Below are 26,572 nucleotides of genomic sequence, written 5' to 3' on the forward strand. Positions count from 1 at the left end.
CCTGGCGATAAGGGTGATCGCGTCCGCTTAAAAATAGGCGGACACCATCGCCTTTAATTCCGGATTTCTGAAGGTGTGTTCGCTGGCCGCTTACCCTACAGTGGATTGAGGTATGACGCAAAATCGCTGACACCGCATGATTTGTAGGAGCGCGCTTGCCCGCGATGGATGTATCAGACGACACAGGTGCATCGGATGTACCGGCATTTCGCGGGCAAGCGCGCTCCTACAGTGGATTGAGGTACGACGCAAAATCGCTGACACCGCATGATTTGTAGGAGCGCGCTTGCCCGCGATGGATGTATCAGGCGACACAGGTGCATCGGATGTACCGGCATTTCGCGGGCAAGCGCGCTCCTACAGTTGATTGAGGTACGACGCAAAATCGCTGACACCGCATGATTTGTAGGAGCGCGCTTGCCCGCGATAGATGTATCAGGCGACACAGGTATGTCGGATGTACCGGCATTTCGCGGGCAAGCGCGCTCCTACAGGCGTTTCGGGGCAGCCAGAGCTAGCGCTGTTCGCTTTGCGGTGTCACGCGCAGCACTTCCTCGACAGTCGTCAACCCGGCCGCGACTTTCTGTGCGCCGGACAACCGCAAACTGCGCATCCCGTCTTTAAAGCCTTGCCGGCGCAGCGCCGTGAGGTCGAGGTCCGCCGTGATCAGCGATTTCACGGCGTCGGACATCAGCATGATCTCGTACACCCCGGCGCGTCCGCGATAACCGGTGTCACGGCACTCCGCGCACCCGACGGCGCGGTGGGCGCCGGTGGGTACAGCCGCTTGCCACGGACGCGTCAGGGTCTGCCAATCCACTTCGTCGATCTCCACGGGCGCCTTGCAGTGCGGGCAAAGTGTGCGCACCAGACGCTGGGCCATAACGCCGAGAATCGTTGCCTTGAGCAGGTAATGCGGCACGCCGAGTTCCAGCAGACGACTGATCGCACTCGGCGCATCGTTGGTGTGCAGGGTCGACAGCACCAAGTGACCGGTCAACGCCGCCTGGATCGCCATTTCGGCCGTCTCCAGGTCGCGAATCTCGCCGATCATGATGATGTCAGGGTCTTGCCGCATCAACGCACGCACGCCGCTGGCGAAGGTGAGGTCAATGTTGTGCTGCACCTGCATCTGGTTGAACGAGGGCTCGACCATTTCGATCGGGTCCTCGATGGTGCAGAGGTTCACTTCCGAGGTCGCCAGCTTCTTCAGCGTGGTGTATAGCGTGGTGGTCTTGCCGGAACCGGTGGGTCCGGTCACCAGGATGATGCCGTTGGGTTGATGCGTCATGCCTTCCCAGCGACGCAGGTCGTCTCCCGAGAAACCTAGTTGGTCGAAGTCCTTGAGCAGCACTTCAGGGTCGAAAATCCGCATCACCATTTTTTCGCCGAACGCCGTCGGCAGCGTCGACAAGCGCAATTCCACCTCACCGCCGTCCGGTGTCTTGGTCTTGACCCGCCCGTCCTGCGGCTTGCGTTTCTCGGCGACGTTCATGCGCCCCAGGCTCTTGAGTCGGCTGGTGACCGCCATCGTCACTTGAGGTGGAAATTGATAAACGGTGTGCAGCACACCGTCGATACGGAAGCGCACGGTGCCTGCTTCCCGGCGAGGTTCGATGTGAATGTCGCTGGCGCGCTGCTGATACGCGTACTGGAACAACCAGTCGACGATGTTGACGATGTGCGCGTCGTTGGCATCGGGTTCCTGATCGCTGGCGCCGAGCTTGAGCAGTTGCTCGAAGTTGCCCAGGTTGCTCATTTTTTGATCGGTCGCGCTGGCGCCGCTGACCGATTTGGCCAGTCGATAAAACTCCACCGCCAGCTTCTGCACATCGACCGGATTGGCGACCACGCGCTTGATCGGCATCTTCAGCACGTGCGTCAGGTCGGCTTCCCACGCTTTCACAAAAGGCTGGGCGCTGGCAATGGTCACCGCGTCCCGGTCCACGGCGACCGCCAGAATCTTGTGGCGTTGGGCAAAGGCATAGGACATCACCGGCGTGACGGCCGCCACGTTGATCTTCAGCGGGTCGATGCGCATGTACGGCTGGCCGGCCTGTTCGGCCAGCCACGCGGTGAGGGTTTCCAGATCGAGCTTTTTGCCGGGGCGTTTAAGGTTGTCGAACTGCTGGGCGGAAATGAACTCAAGGGGATGAATTTGCAGATTTTGCGCGGTTCGGCGCAGGGTCAATGCGTATTCAGCATTGTCCTGATCGATGTATTCCTGCGCGACGAGATCACGTAGGACTTCATTCAGATCCAGCCAGCGGTCCTGGGATGATGAGGCGAGGACGGACATGCGGGCTCCTTCGGACGAGACGACTTACTTCGTGAGTAAGCAAGAGTAGTCCCAAGCGTGCCAGTTGTTGCGTCCTGCAGGTAGTGAAGCGTTGCCAATATTTTCGGCCACTCAACCGACAGCGAGTGAGACGGGCTCGGATAGGACGTGCAAATCGCCGATCGGTTCCAGATCCACTGAGCAAACATTGATCAGATTGCGCATTTTTTCGCCAATGACCTGAGCGCGATGCCAGGTCATGCCACCCACTTCGGCCTCGATCATCAACATGCCTTCCTGCTGCAGCACGCTGACTTGCTGAGGAATCAGGTATTGCATGGCGAACAGGTTCAACACCCGGCAAATCAGGTCAGGCTCGGCTTCGGCAAGGATCTGGAAGCGCGACCGACAGTGGGCGTTGCTGACAGACCAGGCGTCGGGGCGAAGCGGGGCGCAGGGCACTGATTCGAGGTGAGGCATGTTGAACTCTCCTGTTTTCGTCGTCGGTCAGCGGGACCGCGATGAGCTGTGTGAGTGAGAGAAAGTTTTACATGCTGAAAAAGAAATTTCTGATCCAAGATCGGCTGGTTTACGCTTGTTTAGACTTGTTAATGCGCAGCTTGAAGATTAAGGAGATAACTTATGCAAATCGAGCTGGATGCCTACGATCGCAAGATACTGGCGCTTCTTCAGGAAGACGCCTCGCTGTCGAGCGCGCAGATCGCTGAAGAGGTTGGTCTGTCCCAATCGCCATGCTGGCGAAGGATCCAGCGATTGAAGGACGAAGGCGTGATTCGGCGGCAGGTGACTTTGCTGGATCGCAAGAAGATTGGTCTGAACACCCAGATCTTCGCGGAGGTGAAACTCAACGCCCACGGGCGTTCCAACTTCACGGAATTCACCGAAGCCATTCGCGGATTTCCGGAGGTGCTGGAATGTTATGTGCTGATGGGGTCGGTGGACTTTCTGCTGCGCATCGTGACACCGGACATCGAAGCGTATGAGCGGTTTTTCTTTGAGAAGCTGTCGCTGGTGCCAGGGATTCAGGAGGTGAACTCGACCGTTGCGCTGTCGGAGATCAAATCGACGACGAGTTTGCCGATCGTGAAGTGATCGTGGCCCGGATCTTTTGCATACGGCTGAACATGGCGTTATCCCTTTTAGGAGCGCGCTTGCCCGCGATTAAGGGGGTGTCAGCCGCCATCCATGTGACTGATCCACCGCCTTCGCGGGCAAGCGCGCTCCTACAGGTATTGGGACGGGGCCTTAAAGCTTCAGCAACGTCTTCCACGCCCGGCTTTGCAGCACGGTAATGGTTTGCTGCACGCGGGCTTCGAGGATTTCGTCGCTGATGTCCAGATGCGCCAGCTGCTCTAGCTTGTTCATCTCGCCGTACAAGCGATCCAGTTCCGGCAGCTCCAGCGTGTGACGTGCGTAATGCAGCCACACCTGAATGCGCTCGATGCGTGGCAGTTGCTCGGCCAGATCTTCTGGCTGTTGCTGGTAGCGCGCCAGATTGAGCGCCGTTGCCTCGTCACCGAGGAAGCGCGGGACCCAGCTGCTGAGCATCGCGTTGCCCTGACGATTGCCACGGTTGTTGCGCTCGGCGGTCCAGCTGCGCTCCATCAACCAGCGCGAGGTGGTGAGCGAGAACAGGCCCCAACGCGGGTCTTCCAGCTCTTCGATGAACTGCTCATGCGCAGCAGCGCGCACGTCGGCATCATCCCGACCGGCCAGCACCAGCGTGCGCCAGTCTTCCAGCAACGCATCAAGCGCAGCACGCAGATCGTGGGTGGTGGCGCGTGGAGCAGCCTGACCCAGGCTGCCGGTCAGTGCGCGCAGCTCGGCGAGCACCTCGACCCATTCCTGCAACAGGTTCCAGTGACCGTTGAAGCGATACTGCTCAGCCAGGCGCTGGCTGCTGCCCAACAGGTACCAGGCCACCGCATTGTAGGCGTCGTCAACGCAGGTTTCGGCGTGCAGCTCAGGCGCCGGCAACTTGACCGAGTAACTGCCAGCGTCGAACAGGCGATAGCCACGCTCGGCCTTGCTGATGTCACACGGCATCAACGCCAGCTTCTCGGCCAGCTCGGCGGCCAGCTCCAGCAGGGCAGCAGGTTCGCCTTCGCGCAGTTCCAGCTCCAGCTCGCAGATTTCTTCCTTCTGCTTGCCGACGATGACATTGCCCAAGTCCAGCGCCGCTTCGATCACGACCTTGGATTTGCCGCGGCCCCAGGCAATCTCGGCCTTTTCGCGGACGAAATCGGTGGTGAACAGCGGCTTGATGGTTTTCTTGTCCAGATCCGCCAGTTGCTCGGGCCAGCACTCGCCGTCGAGCTTCTTGAGGTCCAGCTTGGCCTTGGGCACGTCCCAGTTGTATTCGTTACGCTCGGACAGACCGGCGACGCTCTGGCCGCGGGTCTTGAGGGTCTGGATGATCGCGTCGCCGTCACGGCGCAAACGCAGCGCAACCTTGGCCTGAGCGAGTTCGCGCTCAGGTGTGTCGAAGTACTGATTGAACAGCTCCAGACGCTCCCAGCCGCTTTTGTTGCGTTTTTTCAGCAACGGGTGCTCGCGCAGGGCAATGAGGGTTTCGCGGCTGACGCGGAGTTTGATTTCGGTTTCTTTCTGCATGGCCGGGAATCCAGGCGCTCTATCGCTGATAAACAGGGGGCGCAGCCGGAATCGACACAGCTGCGTGGGTCGTGCAGTGTACAGGACATCACCCGTGACGGTTTATTCCTGCTGTCCAATCACCCTATGATGACCATCACGTCGCACTGCATTTCAGGAGTCGTCCATGCCGTTGCCGTCCATGAAAGACCAGTTCGCGGCCCTGATCGCCGCGCCTTCGGTGAGTTGTACGCAGCCCTCGCTGGACCAGTCCAACCGCGCGGTCATCGATCTGCTCGCCGGTTGGCTCGGCGATCTGGGTTTTGCCTGCGATATCCAGCACGTCAGTCCCGGCAAATTCAATCTGGTGGCGACCTATGGCACCGGCCCCGGCGGCCTGGTGTTGTCCGGCCACAGCGACACCGTTCCCTACGACGACGCACTCTGGAAGACCGACCCGCTAAAGCTGACAGAAGTCGACGGCCGTTGGGTGGGGTTGGGCAGCTGCGACATGAAGGGGTTCTTCGCACTGGCCATCGAGGCGTTGCAGCCCTTGCTGGACAAGCCGTTCAAGCAGCCGCTGATCATTCTGGCGACGTGCGATGAAGAGAGCTCGATGTCCGGCGCGAAGGCGTTGGCCGCCGCAGGCGGTGTGCTGGGACGCGCTGCGGTGATCGGCGAACCGACGGGCCTCAAGCCGATTCGCCTGCACAAAGGCGTGATGATGGATCGCATCGAGATTCTTGGGCGAAGCGGTCACTCGTCGGATCCCAGTCTGGGACACAGCGCGCTGGAGGCGATGTATGACGCGATTGGCGCGCTCAAGGGCCTGCGTCAGCAGTGGCAGGAGAAATACCGGAACCCGCAATTCAGCGTCCCGGCACCGACCATGAACTTCGGCTGCATCCACGGGGGCGATAATCCGAACCGGATCTGCGGGCAGTGCTCGCTGGAATTTGACCTGCGTCCGCTGCCAGGCATGGACCCGGAAATGCTCCGTGCGGCGATTCGGCAAAAGCTGCAACCGCTCGCTGAACTGCACCAGGTAAAGATCGATTACGCGCCGCTGTTTTCGGAAGTGGCGCCATTCGAACAGAGCGCCGATGCGGAACTGGTTCGCGTTGCCGAACGTCTGACAGGTCATACGGCCGAAGCAGTGGCATTTGGAACCGAAGCGCCTTATCTTCAGCGCCTTGGTTGCGAAACGATCGTGTTGGGCCCCGGCGACATCGCCTGTGCGCACCAGCCGGGCGAATATCTCGAAATGTCACGTTTGCAGCCTACAGTGCGTCTATTGCGTCAGTTGATTGAACATTACTGCCTTTCTCCTGTGTGAGTAGGCCTCAGCCCAGAGGAGATAACGCGTGTTGCGATGCCTGTTCCGACGATAAAGCCCATGCCGTTGTGAGTGCTTTCACCCTTCGTCCATTTTTTACAGGCTCTTTCGGATATGCCCGATTACGTCAATTGGCTCCGCCACGCGTCTCCCTATATCAATGCCCACCGGGATTGCACCTTCATCGTCATGCTTCCGGGCGACGGCGTTGAGCACCCGAATTTCGGCAATATCGTCCATGACCTGGTGTTGCTGCACAGCCTGGGCGTTCGCCTGGTGCTGGTCCACGGTTCCCGTCCGCAAATCGAAAGTCGCCTCGAAGCGCGCGGCCTGACGCCGCATTTTCATCGCGACATGCGCGTGACTGACTTCGCCACGCTTGAGTGCGTGATCGACGCGGTGGGTGCGCTGCGCATCGCCATCGAAGCGCGCCTGTCGATGGACATGGCGGCGTCTCCGATGCAGGGTTCGCGATTGCGAGTCACCAGCGGCAACTTTGTGACCGCCCGCCCGATTGGCGTGCTCGAAGGCGTGGACTATCAGCACACCGGTGAAGTCCGTCGGATTGACCGCAAGGGTATCAACCGCCTGCTCGACGAGCGCTCCATTGTTCTGCTGTCGCCGCTGGGTTATTCGCCGACGGGCGAGATCTTCAACCTCGCCTGCGAAGACGTCGCCACCCGCGCGGCCATCGACCTGGGCGCGGAGAAACTGCTGCTGTTCGGCGCCGAGTCGGGCCTGCTCGACGAACAAGGCCGTCTGGTGCGTGAACTGCGTCCGCAGCAGGTTCCGGCGCATCTGCAGAGGCTGGGCAACAACTATCAGGCCGAGCTGCTGGATGCCGCCGCACAGGCCTGCCGTGGCGGCGTGGCGCGCAGTCATATCGTGAGTTATGCCGAAGACGGCGCCCTGCTGTCGGAACTGTTTACCCGCGCAGGCGGCGGCACGCTGGTCGCCCAGGAGCAGTTCGAGCTGGTTCGCGAGGCTTCGATTGGTGACGTCGGTGGGTTGATCGACCTGATCACGCCGCTCGAAGAGCAAGGCATTCTGGTGCGCCGTTCTCGTGAGGTGCTGGAGCGTGAGATCGAACAGTTCAGCGTGGTTGAGCGCGAGGGATTGATCATCGCCTGTGCTGCGCTCTACCCGATTGCTGATTCAGAAACGGGCGAGTTGGCGTGTCTGGCCGTGAACCCGGAATACCGCCACGGTGGGCGAGGGGATGAGTTGCTGGAACGCATCGAAGAAAGGGCACGGGCACAGGGTTTGAAGACCCTGTTCGTGCTCACCACCCGCACGGCCCACTGGTTCCGCGAGCGTGGTTTCGAGCCTAGCAGCGTAGACCGCCTGCCCAGCGCGCGAGCGTCGCTGTACAACTATCAGCGTAATTCGAAGATTTTCGAGAAGGCGATTTGAGCGAAGTGCGTCGGGCCTGGAACGAGGCCTGACGCATGCTTGGGTCCTGACGGGAATGTCTGTGTGAGCGAGCTTGCTCGCGAAGCTCCCTCCCACAGTGCTTATCGGCGTCTTTTCAGTTACTGATCGCCAGAATGCTCGCCTGATACGCGCCGACAAAGGTGTCGAAATCCACAGGCTCTTCGCTTTGTTCCATTTCGGACTGCTGCGCCAGAGACTCGCGGGCTTTGGTTTCAAAGTGCGTCTGGTCCTCGACGCTCAACGGCCGGCCGCGGAAGTACTCGGCATGCGTGCGCGATTGACGCAGCGAAAACGCAGTGAAGCCTTCCTTATGCTCGGTCATGGCAGCCAGCACTTGTGCCGACGGCGTCAGGGACGTGTCTGCAACTTTGGCGCGCTGCACTTCCAGCGACTTGGCGTGCTCGTCGATACCCTGGCTCTGGTCCAGCAATCTGCTGATCGGCTCGATCGTGTCCAGCAGCTCGTTGGCCCAGTCTTTCAGGTCAACGGTTGAGGTGTTCCGGCTCAGTTGCAGCCCAGGACGACGGCCTTCTTTCACCACTGTCAGGAAGTTGCTGCTGGCATTCCCGCACTCGCAGTCCGCCAGCTGGGCGCTTTCCTGCAGGGCGCAGAACAGGATAAAGGCGTCGATGAAACGTGACTGCTGCAGATCGATGCCGACCGGCAGGAACGGGTTGATGTCCAGGCAACGCACTTCAACGTACTGCACGCCTCGGGCCATCAGGGCCTGAATCGGACGCTCGCCCGAATAGGTGACGCGCTTCGGACGAATCGTCGAGTAGTACTCGTTCTCGATCTGCAACACGTTGGTGTTGAGCTGAATCCACTCGCCATCCTTGTGCGTGCCGATTTCGACGTAAGGCGCGTAAGGCGTTGCCACGGCTTTGCGCAGGCTGTCGGTGTAGGTCAGCAAATCGTTGTAGCACGGCGTCAGGTCGGCCTGGGCGTTGCTCTGGTAACCCAGATCGCTCATGCGCAGACTGGTGGCGTACGGCAGATACAGCGTGTCGGCGTCGAACTGCTCCAGTTGGTGCGAGCGGCCGCGCAGGAAGCTGGCGTCCAGTGCCGGCGACGCGCCGAACAGGTACATCAACAGCCAACTGTAACGACGGAAATTGCGGATCAGGCCAATGTAGCTTTCGGACTGGAAATCACGGTCGCTGCCTTCGAAGGCTTCGGTCTGCTTGAGCACCGGCCAGATGGCTTCAGGCAGCGAGAAGTTGTAGTGAATTCCGGCAATGCATTGCATCGTCTTGCCGTAGCGCAAAGCAAGGCCCTGGCGGTAGACATACTTGAGCTTGCCGATGTTCGAGGTGCCGTAATACGCGATCGGAATGTCTTCTTCGGCCGGCAGCGGGCACGGCATCGAAGGGCTCCAGATGTACTCGCCGCCCAACTTGCTGTAGGCGAAACGATGAATCTTTTCCAGGCTGTCCAGCGTATCGGCCGGGTTGGTCAGCGCCGGCGTGATGAACTCCAGCAGCGACTCGGAGTAGTCGGTGGTGATCTGTTCGTTGGTCAGCGCGGAGCCCAGGGCTTCCGGGTGCGGAGTCTGGGCCAGCCGGCCCTCGTCAGTAACGCGCAGGCATTCACGTTCGATACCGTGCAGGCACTTCTCCAGAAGGGAGAGGTGAGAGTGCTCGCCAAGCAAAGCCAGGCGGCGGTTGAGAAGTTCGCTCAAGTTGGATTCCTTCACGCGTCAGTCGGCCCTATATGGGGGCGATATGGCGGTCTACAAGGGTGAAGAAAGGAACTGGCGTTTTCGCCTCGTTTTTGGCCCGAACGCCGATGCCCGTCGCTGATCAATCTTAAAAGGCGATCAGAAAATTTCGACACTGTTACACAGTGTCGAAATTAACTCATATCGCTATCAGACAGCTAGACGATCGCGAACGTGCCCTGCGCTTTCGCGACGAGCTTGTCGTCCTGGCGCACTTCGGCTTCCACGACCAGCGTGCGCCGGCCTGCGTGCAGCACCGTGCCGATGCAGGTGACTTCGCCATCCGGGACGCCGCGCACGTAGTTGATCTTGCACTCAACGGTGACGCTTTGCTTGTCGAAGCCGTGGGAGCTGGAACAGGCCAGCCCCATGGCGATGTCCACGAGGCTGAACAACGCGCCGCCGTGCATGACATTGCCGCGATTGCGCAGATGAGGCTCCAGCGCCAGCGTGACCTCGGCCACACCGTCGCCGAGTCTTACCAGCTTGCAGCCCAAGGTCTTGAAGTAAGCGCTCTCGGTCAGGCCTTCCGGAATTTCCATCAGCGTTTCTTCAGTTGCTTGGCGTTGGCGAACAGCGATGCCATGGCGTTGTTGGCCGGGGCAGCTGTTGCGGTTTCTTTGCGTGGTGCGCTGCTCTGCTGCTGACGCGGTGCCGCGCCTGGACGCGCACCCCGTGCGCCGTCGATCTTCTCGCCGGGCGTGTCGCTCATGCGCATCGACAAGCCGACGCGTTTGCGCGGGATGTCGACTTCCATGACCTTGACCTTCACCACGTCACCGGCCTTGACCGCCTCGCGCGGATCTTTGATGAATTTCTCCGAAAGTGCGGAGATGTGCACCAAACCGTCCTGATGCACGCCGATGTCAACGAACGCGCCGAAGTTGGTCACGTTGGTCACCACGCCTTCGAGGATCATGCCCAGTTGCAAATCCTTCAAATCCTCGACGCCGTCCTGGAATTCAGCCGTCTTGAATTCGGGGCGCGGGTCGCGGCCTGGCTTTTCCAGTTCCTGAAGAATGTCGGTCACGGTCGGCAGGCCGAAGGTCTCGTCGGTGAACTTTTTCGGGTCCAGACGCTTGAGGAAGCTGGCATCGCCGATCAGCGAACGGATGTCGCGGTCGGTTTCAGCAGCGATGCGCTGCACCAGCGGATAGGCCTCAGGGTGAACGGCGGACGAATCCAGCGGGTTGTCGCCGTTCATGACGCGCAGGAAGCCCGCAGCCTGTTCAAAGGTTTTCTCACCCAGGCGTGCGACTTTCTTCAGCGCAGCGCGAGTCTTGAAGGCGCCGTTCTCGTCACGGTGTGTGACGATGTTCTGCGCCAGTGTGGTGTTCAGGCCGGAAATCCGCGCCAGCAGCGCGACCGATGCGGTATTCACGTCGACGCCCACGGCGTTCACGCAGTCTTCGACGACGGCGTCCAGGCCACGTGCCAGCTTGAGCTGGGACACGTCGTGCTGGTATTGGCCGACACCGATGGATTTCGGGTTGATCTTCACCAGCTCAGCCAATGGGTCCTGCAGGCGGCGAGCAATGGACACCGCGCCGCGAATCGACACGTCCAGGTCCGGGAATTCCTTGGCGGCGAGTTCCGACGCGGAATACACCGACGCACCCGCTTCGGACACCATGACCTTGGTCATTTTCAGGCCTGGATATTTTTTGATCAGGTCGGCGGCCAGCTTGTCGGTCTCACGGCTGGCGGTGCCGTTGCCGATCGCGATCAGGTCAACCGAGTGCTTGGCGCACAGGGCCGCGAGCACTGCGATGGTCTGATCCCACTGGTTCTTCGGCACGTGCGGGTAAACCGTGGCGTAATCCAGCAGCTTGCCGGTCGCATCGACCACCGCGACCTTACAGCCGGTGCGCAGGCCGGGGTCCAGGCCCAAGGTGGCGCGTGGGCCGGCGGGAGCGGCGAGCAGCAGGTCGTGCAGGTTGTGAGCGAACACGTTGATCGCTTCCGTCTCTGCACCCTCGCGAAGCTCACCCAGCAGGTCGGTTTCCAGGTGCGAATACAGCTTGACCTTCCAGGTCCAGCGCACGACTTCGGCCAGCCATTTGTCGGCCGGGCGATTCTGGTTCTGCAGGCCAAAACGCTCGCTGATCATCATTTCGCACGGATGCAGCGTGCCGGGGAGTTCTTCGCCGACTTTCAGCGCCGAGCTCAGAATGCCCTCGTTGCGGCCGCGGAAGATCGCCAGCGCGCGGTGGGACGGCATGCTTTTCAGCGGCTCGTCATGCTCGAAGTAATCGCGGAACTTGGCGCCTTCTTCTTCCTTGCCAGCCACCACGCGGGCGCTGATCACGGCTTCCTGCTTGAGGAAGCTGCGCAGCTTTTCCAGCAGCGTGGCATCTTCGGCGAAGCGTTCCATCAGGATGTACTTCGCGCCTTCGAGTACGGCCTTGACGTCAGCGAAGCCTTTTTCCGCATCGACGAAACGGGCGGCTTCGGTCTCGGGATTTTGCGTCGGGTCGTTGAACAGACCGTCTGCCAGCTCGCCCAGACCGGCTTCCAGCGCGATCTGGCCTTTGGTGCGACGCTTCTGTTTATAGGGCAGGTACAAGTCTTCGAGGCGGGTCTTGGTGTCGGCCAGCTTGATGTCGCGCGCCAGCTCCGGTGTCAGCTTGCCTTGCTCTTCGATGCTGGCAAGGATGCTGATGCGACGCTCGTCGAGCTCGCGCAGATAGCGCAGGCGCTCTTCCAGATGACGCAGTTGCGTGTCATCGAGGCTGCCAGTCACTTCTTTACGGTAGCGAGCGATGAAGGGCACCGTAGAGCCTTCATCCAGTAGCGCGACGGCCGCTTCGACCTGTTGCGGGCGGACGCCGAGTTCCTCGGCGATGCGGCTGTTGATACTGTCCATAAAACCACCTGGCAAATGTGTGTGCAAAAAATCAGCTGCTGGCGAACCGCCGCAAGCGCGTGTTGCCTGACCTTGAGGGCGGCGCATTATACCCAGTGAGCCCCGATTAGGGGATCGCCCTGTCAGTTGCCGGAAATCCTGCCGCCGGACTGATGCCGTGCGGGGCGAAAAAGGTCAGCGAAGAGCGCCAGTGGCGGCTCAGGAAAAATCTGCTAACAATGCACACGGTGCGCATCACAGCAGCTACGCCATAATGCGCGCCGAGATCAAAGGAGCTTCCAATGAACAGCACTGCACAAACGGCTGAAGGCGAGAAAATCCTCATCGTTGATGATGACCCGGGTCTGAGCAGCCTGTTAGAACGCTTTTTCACCAGCAAAGGCTATCGTGCCCGTGCTGTTGCCAACGTTGAGCAAATGGACCGGCTGTTGGCTCGCGAAGTCTTCCACCTCGTGGTGCTGGATCTGATGCTGCCGGGCGAAGACGGCCTGTCTGCTTGCCGCAGACTGCGGGCCGCCAACAATCAGGTCCCGATCATCATGCTGACCGCCAAGGGCGATGAGCTGAGTCGTATCAAGGGTCTGGAGTTGGGTGCGGACGACTATCTCGCCAAACCTTTCAACCCCGATGAACTGATGGCACGTGTCAAAGCGGTTCTGCGTCGCCAGGCAGTACCGGTTCCCGGTGCGCCTGCCAGTGAAGACGAAACGGTCACGTTTGGTGATTACGAACTGTCGCTGGCAACCCGTGAGCTCAAGCGCGGTGAGGAAGTCCACATGCTCACCACGGGCGAGTTCGCGGTGCTCAAGGCACTCGTCATGCACGCCCGTGAGCCGCTCACGCGCGACAAGCTGATGAATCTGGCGCGGGGTCGTGAGTGGGACGCGCTGGAGCGATCCATCGACGTCCAGATATCCCGTCTGCGTCGTCTGATCGAAGTCGACGCCGCCAAGCCGCGTTACATCCAGACGGTATGGGGCGTGGGTTACGTATTTGTTCCAGACGGCGCCAACAAGCAGTAACAGCAACAGACAGATTGCCTGTCAGGCGCACTGCACGCCTGCATTGCGAGCCAGTCACCCCGATGCTCTTGAAAGGAGCGAGGGGGTGACTGGTTTTTGCTGTCTCTTGTGATCCGCGAAATTTCGCGAGCCTGGCTCGCTCCTGCATAGTGTGTAGCTGCTGTTATGAAAACACCGCTCTGGTTCCCGCAAAGCTTTTTCTCCCGCACCTTGTGGCTGGTGCTCATCGTCGTGCTGTTTTCCAAGGCGCTGACCCTGGTTTATCTGTTGATGAACGAGGACGTGCTGGTTGACCGCCAGTACAGTCACGGCGTGGCCTTGACCTTGCGCGCGTATTGGGCGGCAGACGAAAGCGACCGGCAGACCATCGCCGATGCGGCCGGTCTGATCCGCGTGGTGGGCGGCGGGGTTCCGGAGGGTGAGCAGCATTGGCCTTATTCGGAGATCTATCAGCGGCAGATGCAGGACGAACTGGGCGCGGACACCGAAGTTCGCCTGCGCGTGCATGCGCCACCCGCGCTGTGGGTGCGAGCTCCCAGCCTGGGCGATGGCTGGTTAAAAGTCCCGCTGTACCCGCATCCACTGCGTGGCCAGAAGATCTGGAGCGTTCTGGGCTGGTTCCTGGCGATCGGCCTGTTGTCCACAGCGTCGGCCTGGATTTTTGTCAGTCAGCTCAACCAGCCTCTCAAGCGTCTGGTCTTCGCCGCGCGGCAGCTGGGGCAGGGCCGCAGCGTGCGATTGCCTGTCAGTGACACGCCCAGCGAAATGACCGAGGTGTACCGTGCGTTCAACCAGATGGCTGAAGACGTCGAGCAGGCAGGGCAGGAGCGGGAGTTGATGCTGGCGGGCGTGTCTCACGACCTGCGTACGCCGTTGACGCGGCTGCGGTTGTCGCTGGAGCTGATGCCCAAGGACAACGAGTTCATGGACGGCATGGTTCGCGACATTGAGGACATGGACGCCATCCTCGATCAGTTCCTGGCCTTCATTCGTGACGGTCGCGATGAAGAGGTCGAGGAGGTCAACCTCGTCGAGTTGGTTCACGAAGTCGTGGCACCCTATAACAGCCCGGTCGAGCAGGTGCGCTTGTGCCTGGAGTCGATCCCGCCATTCCCGCTGCGCCGGGTTTCGATGAAGCGTCTGCTTAACAACCTCATCGGCAACGCGATGCACCATGCCGGTGATGGCGTCGAGGTGGCTGCTTATGTGTCTGGAGACAGCGGCGCGCCGTACGTCGTATTGAGCGTGCTGGACCGTGGCATGGGCATCGATCCGTCGGAGCTCGAAGGCATTTTCAACCCGTTCATCCGTGGCGACCGCGCCCGCAGCGGCAAGGGCACCGGACTTGGGCTGGCAATCGTCAAGCGCATTGCCGCGATGCACGGCGGCAATGTCGAATTGCGAAATCGATCGGGTGGCGGACTTGAAGCACGCGTGCGCCTGCCGCTTGGGTTGATGCTGCCGCGGGATGCCGTTTGACCGGGCGGTGACGGTCCATGTGTAAGCGCTGGCCTGCTGGCGAATGCGTGAGCGCCTGCCCCAGCGCTTCGTCAGCAAGCCGGCTCCTATAGAGCGTTTTTACGAATCAGCCCTTACCCTTCGTCCGCGTCATGTGCGGCCCGCCGTTTTTCTCGATGTACTGAATGATCATCCCGGCCACGTCCTTGCCGGTGGTGGTTTCGATGCCTTCCAGGCCCGGCGATGAGTTCACCTCCATCACCAGCGGCCCGTGGTTGGAGCGCAGGATGTCCACGCCTGCGACGCTCAGTCCCATCACCTTGGCGGCACGAATGGCGGTCATGCGTTCTTCCGGCGTGATTTTGATCAGGCTGGCCGTGCCGCCCCGGTGCAGGTTGGAGCGGAACTCGCCGGGTTTGGCCTGGCGCATCATCGACGCGATGACCTTGTCCCCCACTACGAAGCAGCGGATATCCGCACCACCGGCTTCCTTGATGTACTCCTGAACCATGATGTCCTGCTTGAGGCCCATGAAGGCTTCGATCACGGATTCCGCTGCGGTTGCGGTTTCGCACAGCACCACGCCGATGCCCTGAGTGCCTTCCAGCACTTTGATCACCAGCGGCGCACCGTTGACCATCTGGATAAGGTCCGGGATGTCGTCGGGAGAGTGCGCGAAACCGGTTACGGGCAGGCCGATGCCGCGCCGCGACAGCAACTGCAGCGAGCGCAGCTTGTCCCGGGAGCGGGCGATGGCAACGGATTCGTTCAGCGGAAACACGCCCATCATTTCGAACTGACGCAACACGGCGCAGCCGTAGAAGGTCACGGAAGCGCCGATCCGCGGGATGACCGCATCAAAGCCTTCCAGGGGTTTGCCTCGGTAGTGAATCTGCGGCTTATGACTGGCAATGTTCATATAGGCGCGCAGGGTATCGATCACCACGACCTCGTGGCCACGCTGAATACCAGCTTCGACCAGGCGACGAGTTGAATACAGACGCGGGTTTCGCGAAAGCACAGCGATCTTCATGCAACACCTGTGGGAGAGGAATTAGAGGCCGGAAACACCGGCTTGTCCTGAACATAAGTAATCCCCGGATTGACCACCAGTTGGCCGTCAATCAGGGCTTTGGAACCCAATAACAAGCGATAACGCATGGCTTTGCGGCACGCCAGCGTGAACTCCACCGGCCAGACTCGATCACCCAGCGCCAGCGTTGTGCGAATCACATAACGCACTTGTGCGTGCCCGTTCGAGCTTTTGATGGTTTTCATCGCCACCAACTGGGCCTCGCAACGTCGATGGCGCAGCTGCACCACCGTGCCCAGATGCGCGTTGAAGCGCACCCATTTCTCGCCGTCGCGTTCGAAGGGCTCGATTTCCGTGGCGTGCAGACTGGACGTGCTGGCCCCGGTGTCGATCTTCGCGCGCAGACCGGCAACCCCCAAGTTGGGCAGCGCCACCCATTCGCGAAGGCCGATGACTGTGAGATGGTCGAATGTTTTCAAAGCGATTCCGTACGTTGCGCGTTCTGCCTGACGCCAGATTCAAGCTGGGCCAATGCCTTGGATACAGTGCGTATAACCCGTGCCCTGCATCAGAAAAATCCGCGTCGACGAAAAAGTCCCATTCCCAGGCGTGCATGACGCCTGATGGGTGACTCTAACGCTCAACTCGGTCCACATTGTGACAATCCCGGGAACGATAGCCTGACGAACACCAGAACGCATTCCCTTGCTTGCATGCGGGGGATTCTAACCAAGGCTTGAGATTACTGCGTGCTCGACGTTGCGTAGTACAGTTCTGACTATCACCAGATTGAGGAATTCAGATGACACAAAAGTCAGATGAGGATGACAAGGTTCGTTTGGACAAATGGCTGTGGGCTGCGCGCTTCTTCAAGACGCGTGCGCTGGCCAAAGCTGCAATCGAAAGCGGCAAGGTGCACTGCCGGGGCGAGCGGTGCAAACCGGGCAAGGAACCTCGCGTTGGCGACGAGTTTCAGATCCGTGCCGGGTTCGATGAACGCACGGTGGTGGTCAAGGCGTTGTCCATCGTGCGTCGTGGTGCTCCGGAGGCTCAACTGCTTTACAGCGAAACCCCGGAAAGTCTGGCCAAGCGTGAGCAGGCGGCCGAGATGCGCAAAGCAGGCAGCCTGGGCGTCACGACCGATGGCAAACCCACCAAGAAGCAGCGCCGCCAGTTGTTTCAGTTTCATTCCGGGGATGATTGAGCCAGTCGCTCACTCATTCCTCTGACTTGGCGGGCGGTGGGCGCGAACTCGCCCCCACCGCAACAGCGCTGGCTGAGCGCTGTACGCTCAGGCGCGTGCTCCGGGCTTCATGATGCTCAGGCAACGAATCAACGGCAGGCGGCCGAACAGATTGAAGAGCGGTGCCGTGACGCGCAGCAGGAAACCGGTCGCCACCGCCGCAAAGGGCGTGTAGCAGCTCCAGCCCAAAGCCAGCAGTGCGATCATGACGCCGCCGATGTAGTCGTCCTGTCCCCAATGCGCACCGGCAACCAGGCGCGGCATCATGAACAGCAACGCGAGTGCCCAGATAATCACGCGTTGGCCGACGGTGCGACTGTAGACGGTCATGAACATCGCCCAGATCAGCAACACCGAGGCGTGGTCACCGGGGAAGCTCTGGCTGGATCGATCTTTGAGCTGCCATTTGTCTTCGAGCGTTGGGAAGATATCGCTGAGTTTGATGGCGTCAGGGATCACCACCGACGCGCTGTCATGCTGCAGCGAGGTGTGATCAATGATTTTGGAGAACACCGTGCGAATGATCAGCAGCAGGATCAGCGTCAGCACGAAGCCAACCAGCGCCGCACGGGTCTGAACCTGCTTGAACACCCAGTCGCCTTTGATCAGCAGCATCAGCAGGATCAGGCCAACCACGATATCGAAGGGGCGCATACTGGCAACTGTCCAGGTCCAGAGCCACACTTTGTTTTCCAGCAGCGGCCGGTTCAGCAAATGGAAAAACCATTCGTCGAATCGGGTGAAAAGGGCATGACCTGTAGGCCAGATCCACACCAGCAGAAGCGCCAGCGCCACGAGATGACACAGCAAGAATTTTTTGGCGTTCCACTTGGGTTGGAAGAGCGCGGGATAGTCCATAAAATGCCCCCATCGGCATGACAATGCACCAAGCGGTGCTAAACCGCGTTTTATAGGCGTTTGTCATCAACTTGTCATTACTTCAGATACCTATTTTCTATGCATGATTTCCCGGATATCGATTACACCCAGCGTTTCATCTTCGACGAGAGCGACGTTCGCGGTGAGCTCGTGGCATTGGAGCGCAGCTACGCCGAAGTGCTCGCCAAGCATCCCTACCCTGAGCCGGTCGCACAATTGCTGGGCGAAATGCTCGCTGCGGCGGCCTTGCTGGTCGGTACGCTGAAGTTTGATGGCTTGCTGGTTCTTCAGGCGCGGTCCCTTGGACCGGTTTCGTTGTTGATGGTCGAATGCTCCAGCGAGCGTGAGATTCGAGGCATCGCCCGGTACGACGAAAGCCTGATCACCCCGGATGCCACGCTCCAAGAGCTGATGCCTGACGGCGACCTGACGATGACCATCGACCCACGTCAGGGCAAACGCTATCAGGGGATCGTCGGCCTGGACGGCGTCGATCTGTCAGCTTGCCTCTCCAGCTACTTCGTGATGTCCGAGCAATTGCCGACACGGTTCTGGATCAAGGCTGACGGCAAGCGCGCGCGTGGCTTGCTGCTCCAACAGTTGCCAGCCGCTCGCCTGACTGACCCGGAAGAGCGCGAAGCCAGCTGGCAACACGTCAATACGCTGGTCGACACCCTCACTGCCGAAGAGCTGTTAAGCCTGAACAACGAAACCGTGCTGCACCGTCTGTTCCACGAAGACGCCGTGCGCATGTTCGATATCCAGCCATTGGTGTTCCGTTGCAGCTGCTCGCGCGAACGTTCAGCCAACGCTCTGGTCAGTCTTGGTCTGGAAGACGCACAGCAGTTGGTGATCGAGCACAACGGCACCGTTGAGATCGATTGCCAGTTCTGCAACCAGCGCTACCTTTTCGACGCAACCGATGTCGCGCAGCTGTTCGCAGGCGGTGGAGTCGATACGCCATCTGACACCCGTCATTGATGTAGTTTTTATGTAGTGCCGGGACCGGGCTGAATGGTTTCCGCCCAGCGGGCCGCGTTCTTCATTATGTAGTTCTGACAGGAGGGCCCTACCTTTTTTGGGCTTTTCTGGCATAATCCGGCCCACTTTTCAGCTGTAGTAGTTTGGGTTTTTCTACTACAAAACGTTTGGAGCACTCGGCCAGCGGGCCGACGGGGAATCTCATGACGCAAGCCAATAACGCCGTTCACACCGATCTCAGTGTCGACGATCTGGTTAAAGAAGCCCTCAAACGCGAAGAAGGCGTCCTGTCCGATACTGGCGCATTCGTCGTGAAAACTGGCCATCGCACCGGTCGTTCGCCAGTTGATCGCTTCATCGTTGAAGAACCAACCACCCAGGACGCTATCGCCTGGGGCCCGATCAACCGCAAGTTTCCTGCCGACAAGTTCGATGCCCTGTGGGCGCGTGTCGAGGCGTTCAACAACGCTCAGGAACACTTCGTCTCCCACGTTCACGTAGGCGCTGCCGAGGATCACTACCTCGCCGTCAAGATGACCACCCAGACCGCCTGGCAAAACCTGTTCGGTCGTTGCCTGTTCATCAATCCGGCCCAGTACAACCCTGCTGGTCGCGAGGAGTGGCAGGTTCTGAACGTTGCGAACTTCGAGTGCGTTCCAGAGCGTGACGGCACCAACTCCGACGGTTGCGTCATCCTCAACTTCAAACAGAAAAAAGTACTGATCGCGGGCATGCGTTACGCCGGCGAGATGAAAAAAGCGATGTTCTCGGTGCAGAACTTCCTGCTCCCTGCCGCCGACGTGCTGCCGATGCACTGTGCTGCCAACATCGGTGAAGAGGGCGATGTGACCCTGTTCTTCGGCCTGTCCGGCACGGGTAAAACCACCCTGTCTGCAGACGAGAGCCGTTACCTGATCGGTGACGACGAGCACGGCTGGGGCGAAGGCGTGGTGTTCAACATCGAAGGCGGTTGCTATGCCAAGTGCATCGACCTCTCCGAGAAGAACGAGCCCGTCATCTGGAAAGCCATTAAGCACGGCGCCGTGCTGGAAAACGTAGTCCTGGACGCCAACGGCCACGCCGACTACGCCGACGGCAGCCTGACCCAGAACAGCCGCGCCGCCTACCCGCTGGAGCACGTTGAAAAACGCTCCGAGAAGAACCTGGGCGGCGAGCCTAACGCTGTGATCTTCCTGACTTGCGACCTGACTGGCGTTCTGCCGCCCGTCTCGATCCTCAGCGAAGAACAAGCGGCCTATCACTTCCTGTCGGGTTACACCGCACTGGTGGGTTCGACCGAAATGGGCTCGGGCGCTGGCATCAAGTCGACGTTCTCCACCTGCTTCGGCGCGCCGTTCTTCCCGCGTCCTGCTGGCGAGTACGCCGAGCTGCTGATCAAACGTATCCGTGGCTTCGGCTCCAAGGTCTACCTGGTCAACACCGGCTGGACCGGCGGCGGCTACGGCGTCGGCAAGCGCTTCAACATCCCGACCACCCGTGGCGTTATCGCAGCCATCCAGAGCGGCGCACTGATCGGTGCAGATACAGAGCACCTGGACACCGTTAACCTGGACGTACCGAAGTCGGTTCCAGGCGTCGACACCGCGTTGCTCAACCCGCGCAACACTTGGGCTGACAAAGCGGCGTACGACGAAGCCGCCAAAGCGCTGGCCGGTCTGTTCATCGAGAACTTCAAGAAGTTCGACGTGAGCGATGCGATCAAGGCAGCCGGTCCTAAGCTGTAAGCTTGGGCTCTGCTGAATAAAAACCGCCCTTCGGGGCGGTTTTTTTATGTTCGCGTTTTGATGTTTGATGTTTGATGGCGTGGTGCAGATTTGCGCTTCTGCCCCGAGGGCGTGGGAGCTTTTGGAGGCTACGAGGGTATGGGCCGCACTTCGGACGAATGCGGTGGGTCATTCACCATTGATGCTGCTGACCCACCGTATTCGCTAGCAAGCCGGCTCCTACAGTATCGGCGTCATGCTCAAGCCTTTGGTGCCCCGCGATCCCTGTAGGAGACGTCCGAGGTTACGAGGGTATGGGCCGCACTTCGGACGAACGCGGTGTGTCATTCACCGTTGATGCTGCTGACCCACCGTATTCGCCAGCAAGCCGGCTCCTACAGTATCGGCGTCATGCTCAAGCCTTTGGTGCCCCGCGATCCCTGTAGGAGACGTCCGAGGTTACGAGGGTATGGGCCGCACTTCGGACGAACGCGGTGTGTCATTCACCGTTGATGCTGCTGACCCACCGTATTCGCCAGCAAGCCGGCTCCTACAGTATCGGCGTCATGCTCAAGCCTTTGGTACCCCGCGATCCCTGTAGGAGACGTCCGAGGTTACGAGGGCAGCGAACGCGGTGTGTCATTCACCGTTGATGCTGCTGACCCACCGCATTCACCGAGCAAGCTCGCACATTCCTCCCACGCCTTCCATTAAGAAACAAAAACGCCTACCCGCCAGCGTTGGCTTTGCTTTGGGTCAATGTCACCCCGCCTTATCCGTCACCGGAAAATCCTGGGTGATGTCAAAGCTACCTTTGGCGACGACGCTCTTGGCGTCGCACAGTTTTGCGTCGAAGCCGGGGTGGCGCTCGCCGTGTTCGGCGGCGTACGTTGCGGCTTCCCGGGTGCATTCGTCGGTGGGCTGTTCCGGGGACAGAGCTGCATTGAACTGGAAGGTGCCAACGAGGCGATAGCGGTCGAGCAACTTGTTGGTGGAGGTCAGCTTTTCGATCTTGCTGAAGTCGAGTTTGACGTTGCTGTTGGCGCCGCCTTTATCGGTGTCGAAGTATTGGTAGTACGAGCCGGTATCGTAGGAAGCGCTGTTTTCATCATGAGCGACTTCCACGCGACCGCCCTGGAACAGGATGGCCTGCTTTTCCTGATCAGGATTGTCGAACGAGAAACCCAGGATCGGCCCGATACTGACTTCGTTGCGATCGCCTTCTGCCTCCTGATCCGCGCTCAGGGTCAGCCAGTTGGCGCCGGGCAGCTTGCCGGGCAGGAAGCCCACGCCGACCGCATCGCCCTTGGCTTCGTAATGCAGGTTCAACGCCCCGCTGACATCCACCGTCATCGACTTCGACAAGCCCCGGGCGTCGGCCGAGGCGCTGCTGGTCTTCTCGGGTTCCTTCTCGCCGCAGCCAGCGAGTGCGGCCATGAATGCAGTCAGCAGTAGCGGTAGGTAATGGTTGCGGGTCATGACGATTTCCTGAAGTGATCGGCGTGCAGGCCTCTGCTTGGCGGAAGGTATGACCGCGGAATCGGCCAGTGGGTCAATGGCCGCAGGGTAATCAATGAAAAAACCGCCCGGTGACTGGGCGGTTTTTTGGAAACAGGGGCGCGGCGGAACATGTTCGATGGCTTGAACAGACCGACCTCAACGCATGACTCGTTAAACGTTTATGTACAGTCGTTAACGGTGAAACGTGTTACTTCAGAATAACTTTGTAGGCGTCGTTGCCTTTCGCAAGTGTGGCTGCCAATCCCTCTTTCGGATTAAGAGGTACGCCGGTAACTTTTCCGAAGGCAACGGTTTTGCCGTTATGAATAACGGAACGTTCATTGGCCGTGTGTTCGGTCAGCCCTGTATAAGATTGACTGCGCATTTTTACAAAGTCACTGTCGTGCATGACCATGCTCTGGTGAAGTTTGCTGACATCCATTGCTGAAAGATTGAGCGTTTTGGTCAGTTTTGTGCCCCATCGGGTAAGGCAAACTTCCGCATAGTGCCTCACCAGCTTGCCAGGCTCATTCATCGCACCGGGACCCGCTGCACCGCTCAGTGAGGCATTTCCCACAAGTGTTGCGTGCCTTCCCGCCATTGGAAAGATACTCACCCGGGTGGAGGCGGCCGTTTTCGGAATGACGCAGGCAAATCCCTTGGAGCGTTCATCGCGCGCATAAAAGGCGACGTACTGTTTCACATTGCTGCTCAACGAAATCTTTTCAAGCTGCGTGTTCAAGGGACCCGGAACAGGATCTACCACGAAAATGTTGACAGGAATCTTCCGCAGCACGGGATCGGCCAGTAGTGCATTCGCCAGCATGTGGCAGCTCACACCACCCCGGCTCCAGCCCACCAGGTTGATCTGAGTCGGGATGATCCCGCCCTTGCGGTGGGTCTTGATGATCTGCTCTTGCAGTTGCTGCTGGCTGACTTTGCGGTTGCCAAAATCATAGTGTCGCCACAGCCAGGAGTCGGTCTCTTCGACCTTATGGATCGGCAAGCCCGCATTTTTCAACCGAACATATTCCGTTTCAGTGAGTTTCGTCCGCTGCCAGTCAAACTTGCCCTTCACGATATTGACCGCATGTTGCACGTTTTCATGCCAGCCTTTGCCGAATGCGGTTCCTGTCCAGCCGTAGCTCTTGGATTCGGTGAACAGTTCGTCAGCCTGCAAGTTGCCACTGCCAGGGCCGTTCACCACGATCCAGTCAGCGAATTCGCGGCTGCCCATGTTATTGGAAAGTGTGGAAATCAGTTCACCGTTCCAGTAGTTGTCGTGAAGCGAGTCATATTTTGTGGAGCCAGTTCCACAAAAGAAAATGGTGAATACCGTCATGTTTCTAACCTCATGGGTGTGTAGGAGCCATGAGGTTAGATTAATTAATAAAACGTTTGTGGCTGGACTGTGTTACCTGATGTTGAGCCGTATTGAACGGTACGCTTACACGATTAATTAGTTTGCCTGATATGTCCGCGCCGCCTCGCAATATTGCGCCTGCGCCAACTTATTCTTCTCGTCCTTGTCCTTTGCAACGCGTTTGGTCCAGTCACTGCACATGTCTTTGAAGAACGGAGTCGCCGCACGCCGGCATTCGCGGTATTCGACGCTGTCGCTTTTGAAGTTCATGCACACGCTACTGTTGTCGATGTGGTTGTTATAGATGCGATACCGCGCTTCGTAGCGGTTGCGGCCGTCTATTTCGCGGATGAATACCCCCGCGACTTCGTAATGGCGGCCGGTCTCGGCTTTGGGTTGGGTGGCTGCGGACTTGTACTGCGCCATGTAGCGGTCAGAGACCATGCCTTGAGGACGCGGAGCGTTATAGTCCGTCGGCTGCGCTTCACCGAAGCGGCAGTTGATGACGTCGCGATCAATCACATTGCCGTCTTTCAGGCAGTTATCCAGTGGCTGAGTGGTTGGGGGTTGTGCCGTTTCAAGCTTGGGCGCGACATAGACGACCTGTTCGGTTGTGCGTAAGTCCGCTGCTGGCGTGACCGATGCGGGCGCTTCCTGGAGGTCGGCAGAGGGCGTTGGCGCAATCGCGACGTGCGGTGGTTTCTGCGTGTGAAACATCTGGGTGACGAGATAGATAATCGCTGCCAGCAATGCCAGGCAAATGACAACGCTGCTGAGAGGCCAACTGGTCTTCGCAGATGCGACTTTTCGTTTGGCGGGGTGGGATCCGAGCACGACATCGAACTGATCCGGTGTCAGACGCTGTATGACGGTGAGCCCGTCGTCTTTCGGCGGTGGGGTGGGCTGCATTGCCTCTCCTTGGCATGTCGCGGGTTGCGGGCGGTTCTCTGGGTCTGTGCGAACGCGCGACATAAAACGTAACGTGTGTGGCGGCGAGGTTAAACGCCGCAATGTTGTTTTGCTAGTACAACGTATCGATGCCGTACCGGGTCTGTATCCTGGTTGGCATTTCTGTAACGGTTTCGGTGTACTGCGCCCAAACCCACCGCGTTAAGGTGGCTCACCTTTGCGACGGTCCATGGAGTGGCAGCTATGCATCAAACCCTTGAACAGGTGTTCGGTTATCGGCAGTTTCGCACCGGACAAGAGGCCGCGATCAGTGCGGTGTTGGCCGGGCGTTCTGCTGCAGCAATCTTTCCCACAGGCTCGGGCAAGTCGCTGTGTTATCAATTGCCCGCGTTGCTGCTGCCGCACCTGACCCTCGTGGTGTCGCCATTGCTGGCGCTGATTCAGGATCAGTTGGCTTTTTTGCAGCGTCATGGCATCGCGGCCGCGAGTATCGATTCGGCGCAGAGTCGCGAGGAGATCGCGGACGTCATGTCGCGCGCGCGTTCAGGCGAGCTGAAAATTCTCATGATCTCGGTCGAACGCCTGAAGAATGAACGCTTCAGGCACTTCATCGCGCAAGTGCCTATCTCGTTGCTGGTGATCGATGAAGCGCACTGCATTTCGGAGTGGGGGCATAACTTCAGGCCCGACTACCTCAAGCTTCCGGACTACCAGCGCGAGTTCAAGATCCCACAGGTGTTGCTGCTGACGGCTACCGCTACGCCAAACGTCATCGACGACATGCAGAGCAAATTCGCCATTGCCCCCGACGACGTGGTGACGACAGGCTTCTATCGAGCCAACCTGACATTACACGTGGAGCCTACACCTGGCCGTGACAAGCGCCGTCGGCTGGTGCAATGGCTTGGCGAACGCGCGGGGCAGCCGAGCATCGTCTACGTCACGCTGCAAAAAACAGCGGAGTTCGTCGCGGCTCATCTGGCGCAAAACGGCATTCCGGCGCACGCCTATCACGCGGGACTGCCTCACGATAAGCGTGAGTCCATTCAACGGCAGTTCATGGACGGGCGACTGAATTGCATCGTTGCCACCATCGCTTTCGGGATGGGCATCGACAAGAGCGATATCCGCAATGTGGTGCACTTCGACCTGCCGAAATCCATTGAAAACTACAGTCAGGAAATCGGTCGGGCGGGGCGCGATGGGGCCGTCTCGGAATGCCTGGTTCTGGCCAATCGCGACAGCCTGAATGTGCTGGAGAACTTTGTGTACGGCGACACGCCTGAGCGCGAAGGTATTGCTCGGGTGCTGGATGACCTGCTCAATGCGCGTAACGACGGGCAGTGGGAGTTTTTGCTGTTGCCGCTCTGTGAGATGAGCAACATTCGTCAGTTGCCGCTCAAGACCCTGCTGGTGCAGCTGGAGCTGCGAGGCATCATCGCGCCGCGTTATGCCTACTTCGCCGAATACCGGTTCAAGTACCTGATCGAGCCGCACGAACTCGTGGCGCGTTTTCAGGGCGAGCGGCAGCAGTTCGTGCAAGCGCTCGTCGAGACTTCCAGCCGTGCGCGCACGTGGGCTACCGTCAATTTCGACGCCATGTATCAGCAGTATCAAGCGGAGCGCTCACGGGTCGTCACGGCGCTGGATTTCTTTCAGGAGAAGGGCTGGATCGAGCTTGAAAGCAAGCAGATGACGGAGGTGTACAGCCTGTTGGTGACCGACTTCGATGCAAAGGCGCTCAGCGAGGAACTGCATGATTATTTCGCGCACCACGAAACGACCGAGGTGGCGCGCATTCACGCCATGCTGGATCTGTTTGCCAGTGAGCAGTGTTTGAGCCATCGTCTGGCGCAGTATTTCGGCGACGCCCAGGCGCCCGAGCGTTGCGGGCATTGTTCGGTGTGTGCAGGTCACGTGGCTCGCTTGCCCGAGCCGCCGGCTCTCGAGCCGCTGGAGCAACAGAGCTTCGAGGCGCTCTGTGGCGATTTCATCGGCAAGCATCGCGAGGCGCGAGGCCATGATCCCAGCACTGAATGCCTGACCCGGTTTCTCTGCGGCATCAGCGTGCCGCTGTTCACCAGGCTCAAGGCAAGGAGTATCGCCGGGTTTGCCGTGCTCGAGGACTATCCCTATGCCTCGGTGCGGGACTGGGTGCTGAGTCACCAATGAGTGTTTGAGCCGTTTCCACAGGATTGATCGACAGTAGAGGA

At 59.4% G+C, this 26,572-nt stretch carries 21 protein-coding genes; 9 read left to right on the forward strand and 12 right to left on the reverse strand.

Going from position 1 to position 26,572, the window contains the following annotated elements; translation table 11 throughout:
* Nucleotides 1-514 precede the first annotated feature (514 nt).
* Both tfpB and BLS87_RS28130 read right to left on the reverse strand, forming a co-directional pair.
* The gene (gene tfpB, locus BLS87_RS28125) at nt 515-2,299 is read right to left on the reverse strand and encodes a type IV pilus assembly ATPase TfpB (RefSeq protein ID WP_074757902.1); all 1,785 of its coding nucleotides are present in this window, start codon (nt 2,297-2,299) and stop codon (nt 515-517) included.
* A gap of 111 nt (nt 2,300-2,410) precedes the next feature.
* Nucleotides 2,411-2,758: a hypothetical protein gene (locus BLS87_RS28130; RefSeq protein ID WP_074757904.1), complete on the reverse strand. Its 348-nt coding sequence runs from the start codon at nt 2,756-2,758 to the stop codon at nt 2,411-2,413.
* Nucleotides 2,759-2,920: 162 nt separating this feature from the next.
* Here BLS87_RS28130 and BLS87_RS28135 point away from each other — a divergent pair, with 162 nt between their 5' ends.
* On the forward strand, nt 2,921-3,391 hold the full coding sequence (locus BLS87_RS28135) for an Lrp/AsnC family transcriptional regulator (protein WP_074757906.1): 471 nt from the start codon (nt 2,921-2,923) through the stop codon (nt 3,389-3,391).
* Nucleotides 3,392-3,544: 153 nt separating this feature from the next.
* On the opposite strand, the gene BLS87_RS28140 is transcribed toward BLS87_RS28135, so the two are convergent.
* Nucleotides 3,545-4,912 carry a CYTH domain-containing protein gene (locus tag BLS87_RS28140; protein WP_074757908.1) on the reverse strand — a complete coding sequence of 456 codons (1,368 nt, stop codon included), beginning with the start codon at nt 4,910-4,912 and terminating at the stop codon, nt 3,545-3,547.
* Between the two features lie 166 nt (nt 4,913-5,078).
* Between BLS87_RS28140 and argE the strand changes: the two genes are divergently transcribed.
* Nucleotides 5,079-6,227 carry an acetylornithine deacetylase gene (argE, locus tag BLS87_RS28145; RefSeq protein ID WP_074757910.1) on the forward strand — a complete coding sequence of 383 codons (1,149 nt, stop codon included), beginning with the start codon at nt 5,079-5,081 and terminating at the stop codon, nt 6,225-6,227.
* Nucleotides 6,228-6,341: 114 nt separating this feature from the next.
* Nucleotides 6,342-7,640, forward strand: a complete 1,299-nt coding sequence (gene argA, locus BLS87_RS28150) for an amino-acid N-acetyltransferase (protein ID WP_074757912.1) — start codon at nt 6,342-6,344, stop codon at nt 7,638-7,640.
* Between the two features lie 115 nt (nt 7,641-7,755).
* On the opposite strand, the gene gshA is transcribed toward argA, so the two are convergent.
* From gshA to BLS87_RS28165, 3 genes are all read right to left on the reverse strand, one after another.
* Nucleotides 7,756-9,342 carry a glutamate--cysteine ligase gene (gene gshA / locus BLS87_RS28155; protein ID WP_074757914.1) on the reverse strand — a complete coding sequence of 529 codons (1,587 nt, stop codon included), beginning with the start codon at nt 9,340-9,342 and terminating at the stop codon, nt 7,756-7,758.
* A 197-nt stretch (nt 9,343-9,539) separates the two neighbouring features.
* Complete coding sequence (locus tag BLS87_RS28160; RefSeq protein WP_074757916.1) at nt 9,540-9,923, reverse strand: PaaI family thioesterase; 384 nt, start codon at nt 9,921-9,923, stop codon at nt 9,540-9,542.
* On the reverse strand, nt 9,923-12,247 hold the full coding sequence (locus BLS87_RS28165) for a Tex family protein (protein ID WP_074757918.1): 2,325 nt from the start codon (nt 12,245-12,247) through the stop codon (nt 9,923-9,925). Before BLS87_RS28165 ends, BLS87_RS28160 begins: the two co-directional genes overlap by 1 nt.
* Before the next feature lie 281 nt (nt 12,248-12,528).
* Between BLS87_RS28165 and ompR the strand changes: the two genes are divergently transcribed.
* Together ompR and BLS87_RS28175 are read left to right on the forward strand one after the other, a co-directional pair.
* Nucleotides 12,529-13,269, forward strand: coding sequence for an osmolarity response regulator transcription factor OmpR (gene ompR, locus BLS87_RS28170; protein WP_062379541.1), 741 nt, complete (start codon nt 12,529-12,531; stop codon nt 13,267-13,269).
* 165 nt (nt 13,270-13,434) lie between these two features.
* Nucleotides 13,435-14,748, forward strand: a complete 1,314-nt coding sequence (locus tag BLS87_RS28175; RefSeq protein WP_074757920.1) for an ATP-binding protein — start codon at nt 13,435-13,437, stop codon at nt 14,746-14,748.
* Nucleotides 14,749-14,854: 106 nt separating this feature from the next.
* On the opposite strand, the gene rimK is transcribed toward BLS87_RS28175, so the two are convergent.
* Both rimK and rimB read right to left on the reverse strand, forming a co-directional pair.
* The gene (gene rimK / locus BLS87_RS28180; RefSeq protein WP_074757922.1) at nt 14,855-15,760 is read right to left on the reverse strand and encodes a 30S ribosomal protein S6--L-glutamate ligase; all 906 of its coding nucleotides are present in this window, start codon (nt 15,758-15,760) and stop codon (nt 14,855-14,857) included.
* Entirely contained in the window at nt 15,757-16,239 is a 483-nt protein-coding gene (rimB, locus tag BLS87_RS28185) for a retropepsin-like aspartic endopeptidase RimB (RefSeq protein WP_074757924.1), read from the reverse strand. Before rimB ends, rimK begins: the two co-directional genes overlap by 4 nt.
* Nucleotides 16,240-16,562: 323 nt before the next feature.
* Between rimB and BLS87_RS28190 the strand changes: the two genes are divergently transcribed.
* Nucleotides 16,563-16,964: an RNA-binding S4 domain-containing protein gene (locus BLS87_RS28190; protein WP_074757926.1), complete on the forward strand. Its 402-nt coding sequence runs from the start codon at nt 16,563-16,565 to the stop codon at nt 16,962-16,964.
* 87 nt (nt 16,965-17,051) lie between these two features.
* On the opposite strand, the gene BLS87_RS28195 is transcribed toward BLS87_RS28190, so the two are convergent.
* The gene (locus BLS87_RS28195; protein ID WP_074757928.1) at nt 17,052-17,861 is read right to left on the reverse strand and encodes a phosphatase PAP2 family protein; all 810 of its coding nucleotides are present in this window, start codon (nt 17,859-17,861) and stop codon (nt 17,052-17,054) included.
* Between the two features lie 99 nt (nt 17,862-17,960).
* On the opposite strand from BLS87_RS28195, the gene hslO reads away from it, so the two are divergent.
* Nucleotides 17,961-18,863 carry an Hsp33 family molecular chaperone HslO gene (gene hslO / locus BLS87_RS28200; protein ID WP_074757930.1) on the forward strand — a complete coding sequence of 301 codons (903 nt, stop codon included), beginning with the start codon at nt 17,961-17,963 and terminating at the stop codon, nt 18,861-18,863.
* 203 nt (nt 18,864-19,066) lie between these two features.
* The gene (locus BLS87_RS28205; protein WP_074757932.1) at nt 19,067-20,608 is read left to right on the forward strand and encodes a phosphoenolpyruvate carboxykinase; all 1,542 of its coding nucleotides are present in this window, start codon (nt 19,067-19,069) and stop codon (nt 20,606-20,608) included.
* Nucleotides 20,609-21,349: 741 nt separating this feature from the next.
* Here the strand turns inward: BLS87_RS28205 and BLS87_RS28210 are convergent.
* The 3 genes from BLS87_RS28210 to BLS87_RS28220 form a co-directional block, all read right to left on the reverse strand.
* The gene (locus BLS87_RS28210; protein ID WP_074757934.1) at nt 21,350-22,066 is read right to left on the reverse strand and encodes a hypothetical protein; all 717 of its coding nucleotides are present in this window, start codon (nt 22,064-22,066) and stop codon (nt 21,350-21,352) included.
* A gap of 229 nt (nt 22,067-22,295) precedes the next feature.
* Nucleotides 22,296-23,429, reverse strand: coding sequence for a hypothetical protein (locus tag BLS87_RS28215; RefSeq protein ID WP_074757936.1), 1,134 nt, complete (start codon nt 23,427-23,429; stop codon nt 22,296-22,298).
* 117 nt (nt 23,430-23,546) lie between these two features.
* Nucleotides 23,547-24,359: a hypothetical protein gene (locus BLS87_RS28220; protein ID WP_074757938.1), complete on the reverse strand. Its 813-nt coding sequence runs from the start codon at nt 24,357-24,359 to the stop codon at nt 23,547-23,549.
* Between the two features lie 243 nt (nt 24,360-24,602).
* Between BLS87_RS28220 and BLS87_RS28225 the strand changes: the two genes are divergently transcribed.
* Nucleotides 24,603-26,531, forward strand: a complete 1,929-nt coding sequence (locus tag BLS87_RS28225; RefSeq protein ID WP_074757940.1) for a RecQ family ATP-dependent DNA helicase — start codon at nt 24,603-24,605, stop codon at nt 26,529-26,531.
* Nucleotides 26,532-26,572: the final 41 nt, after the last annotated feature.

Source organism: Pseudomonas abietaniphila (assembly GCF_900100795.1).
GTDB lineage: Bacteria > Pseudomonadota > Gammaproteobacteria > Pseudomonadales > Pseudomonadaceae > Aquipseudomonas > Aquipseudomonas abietaniphila.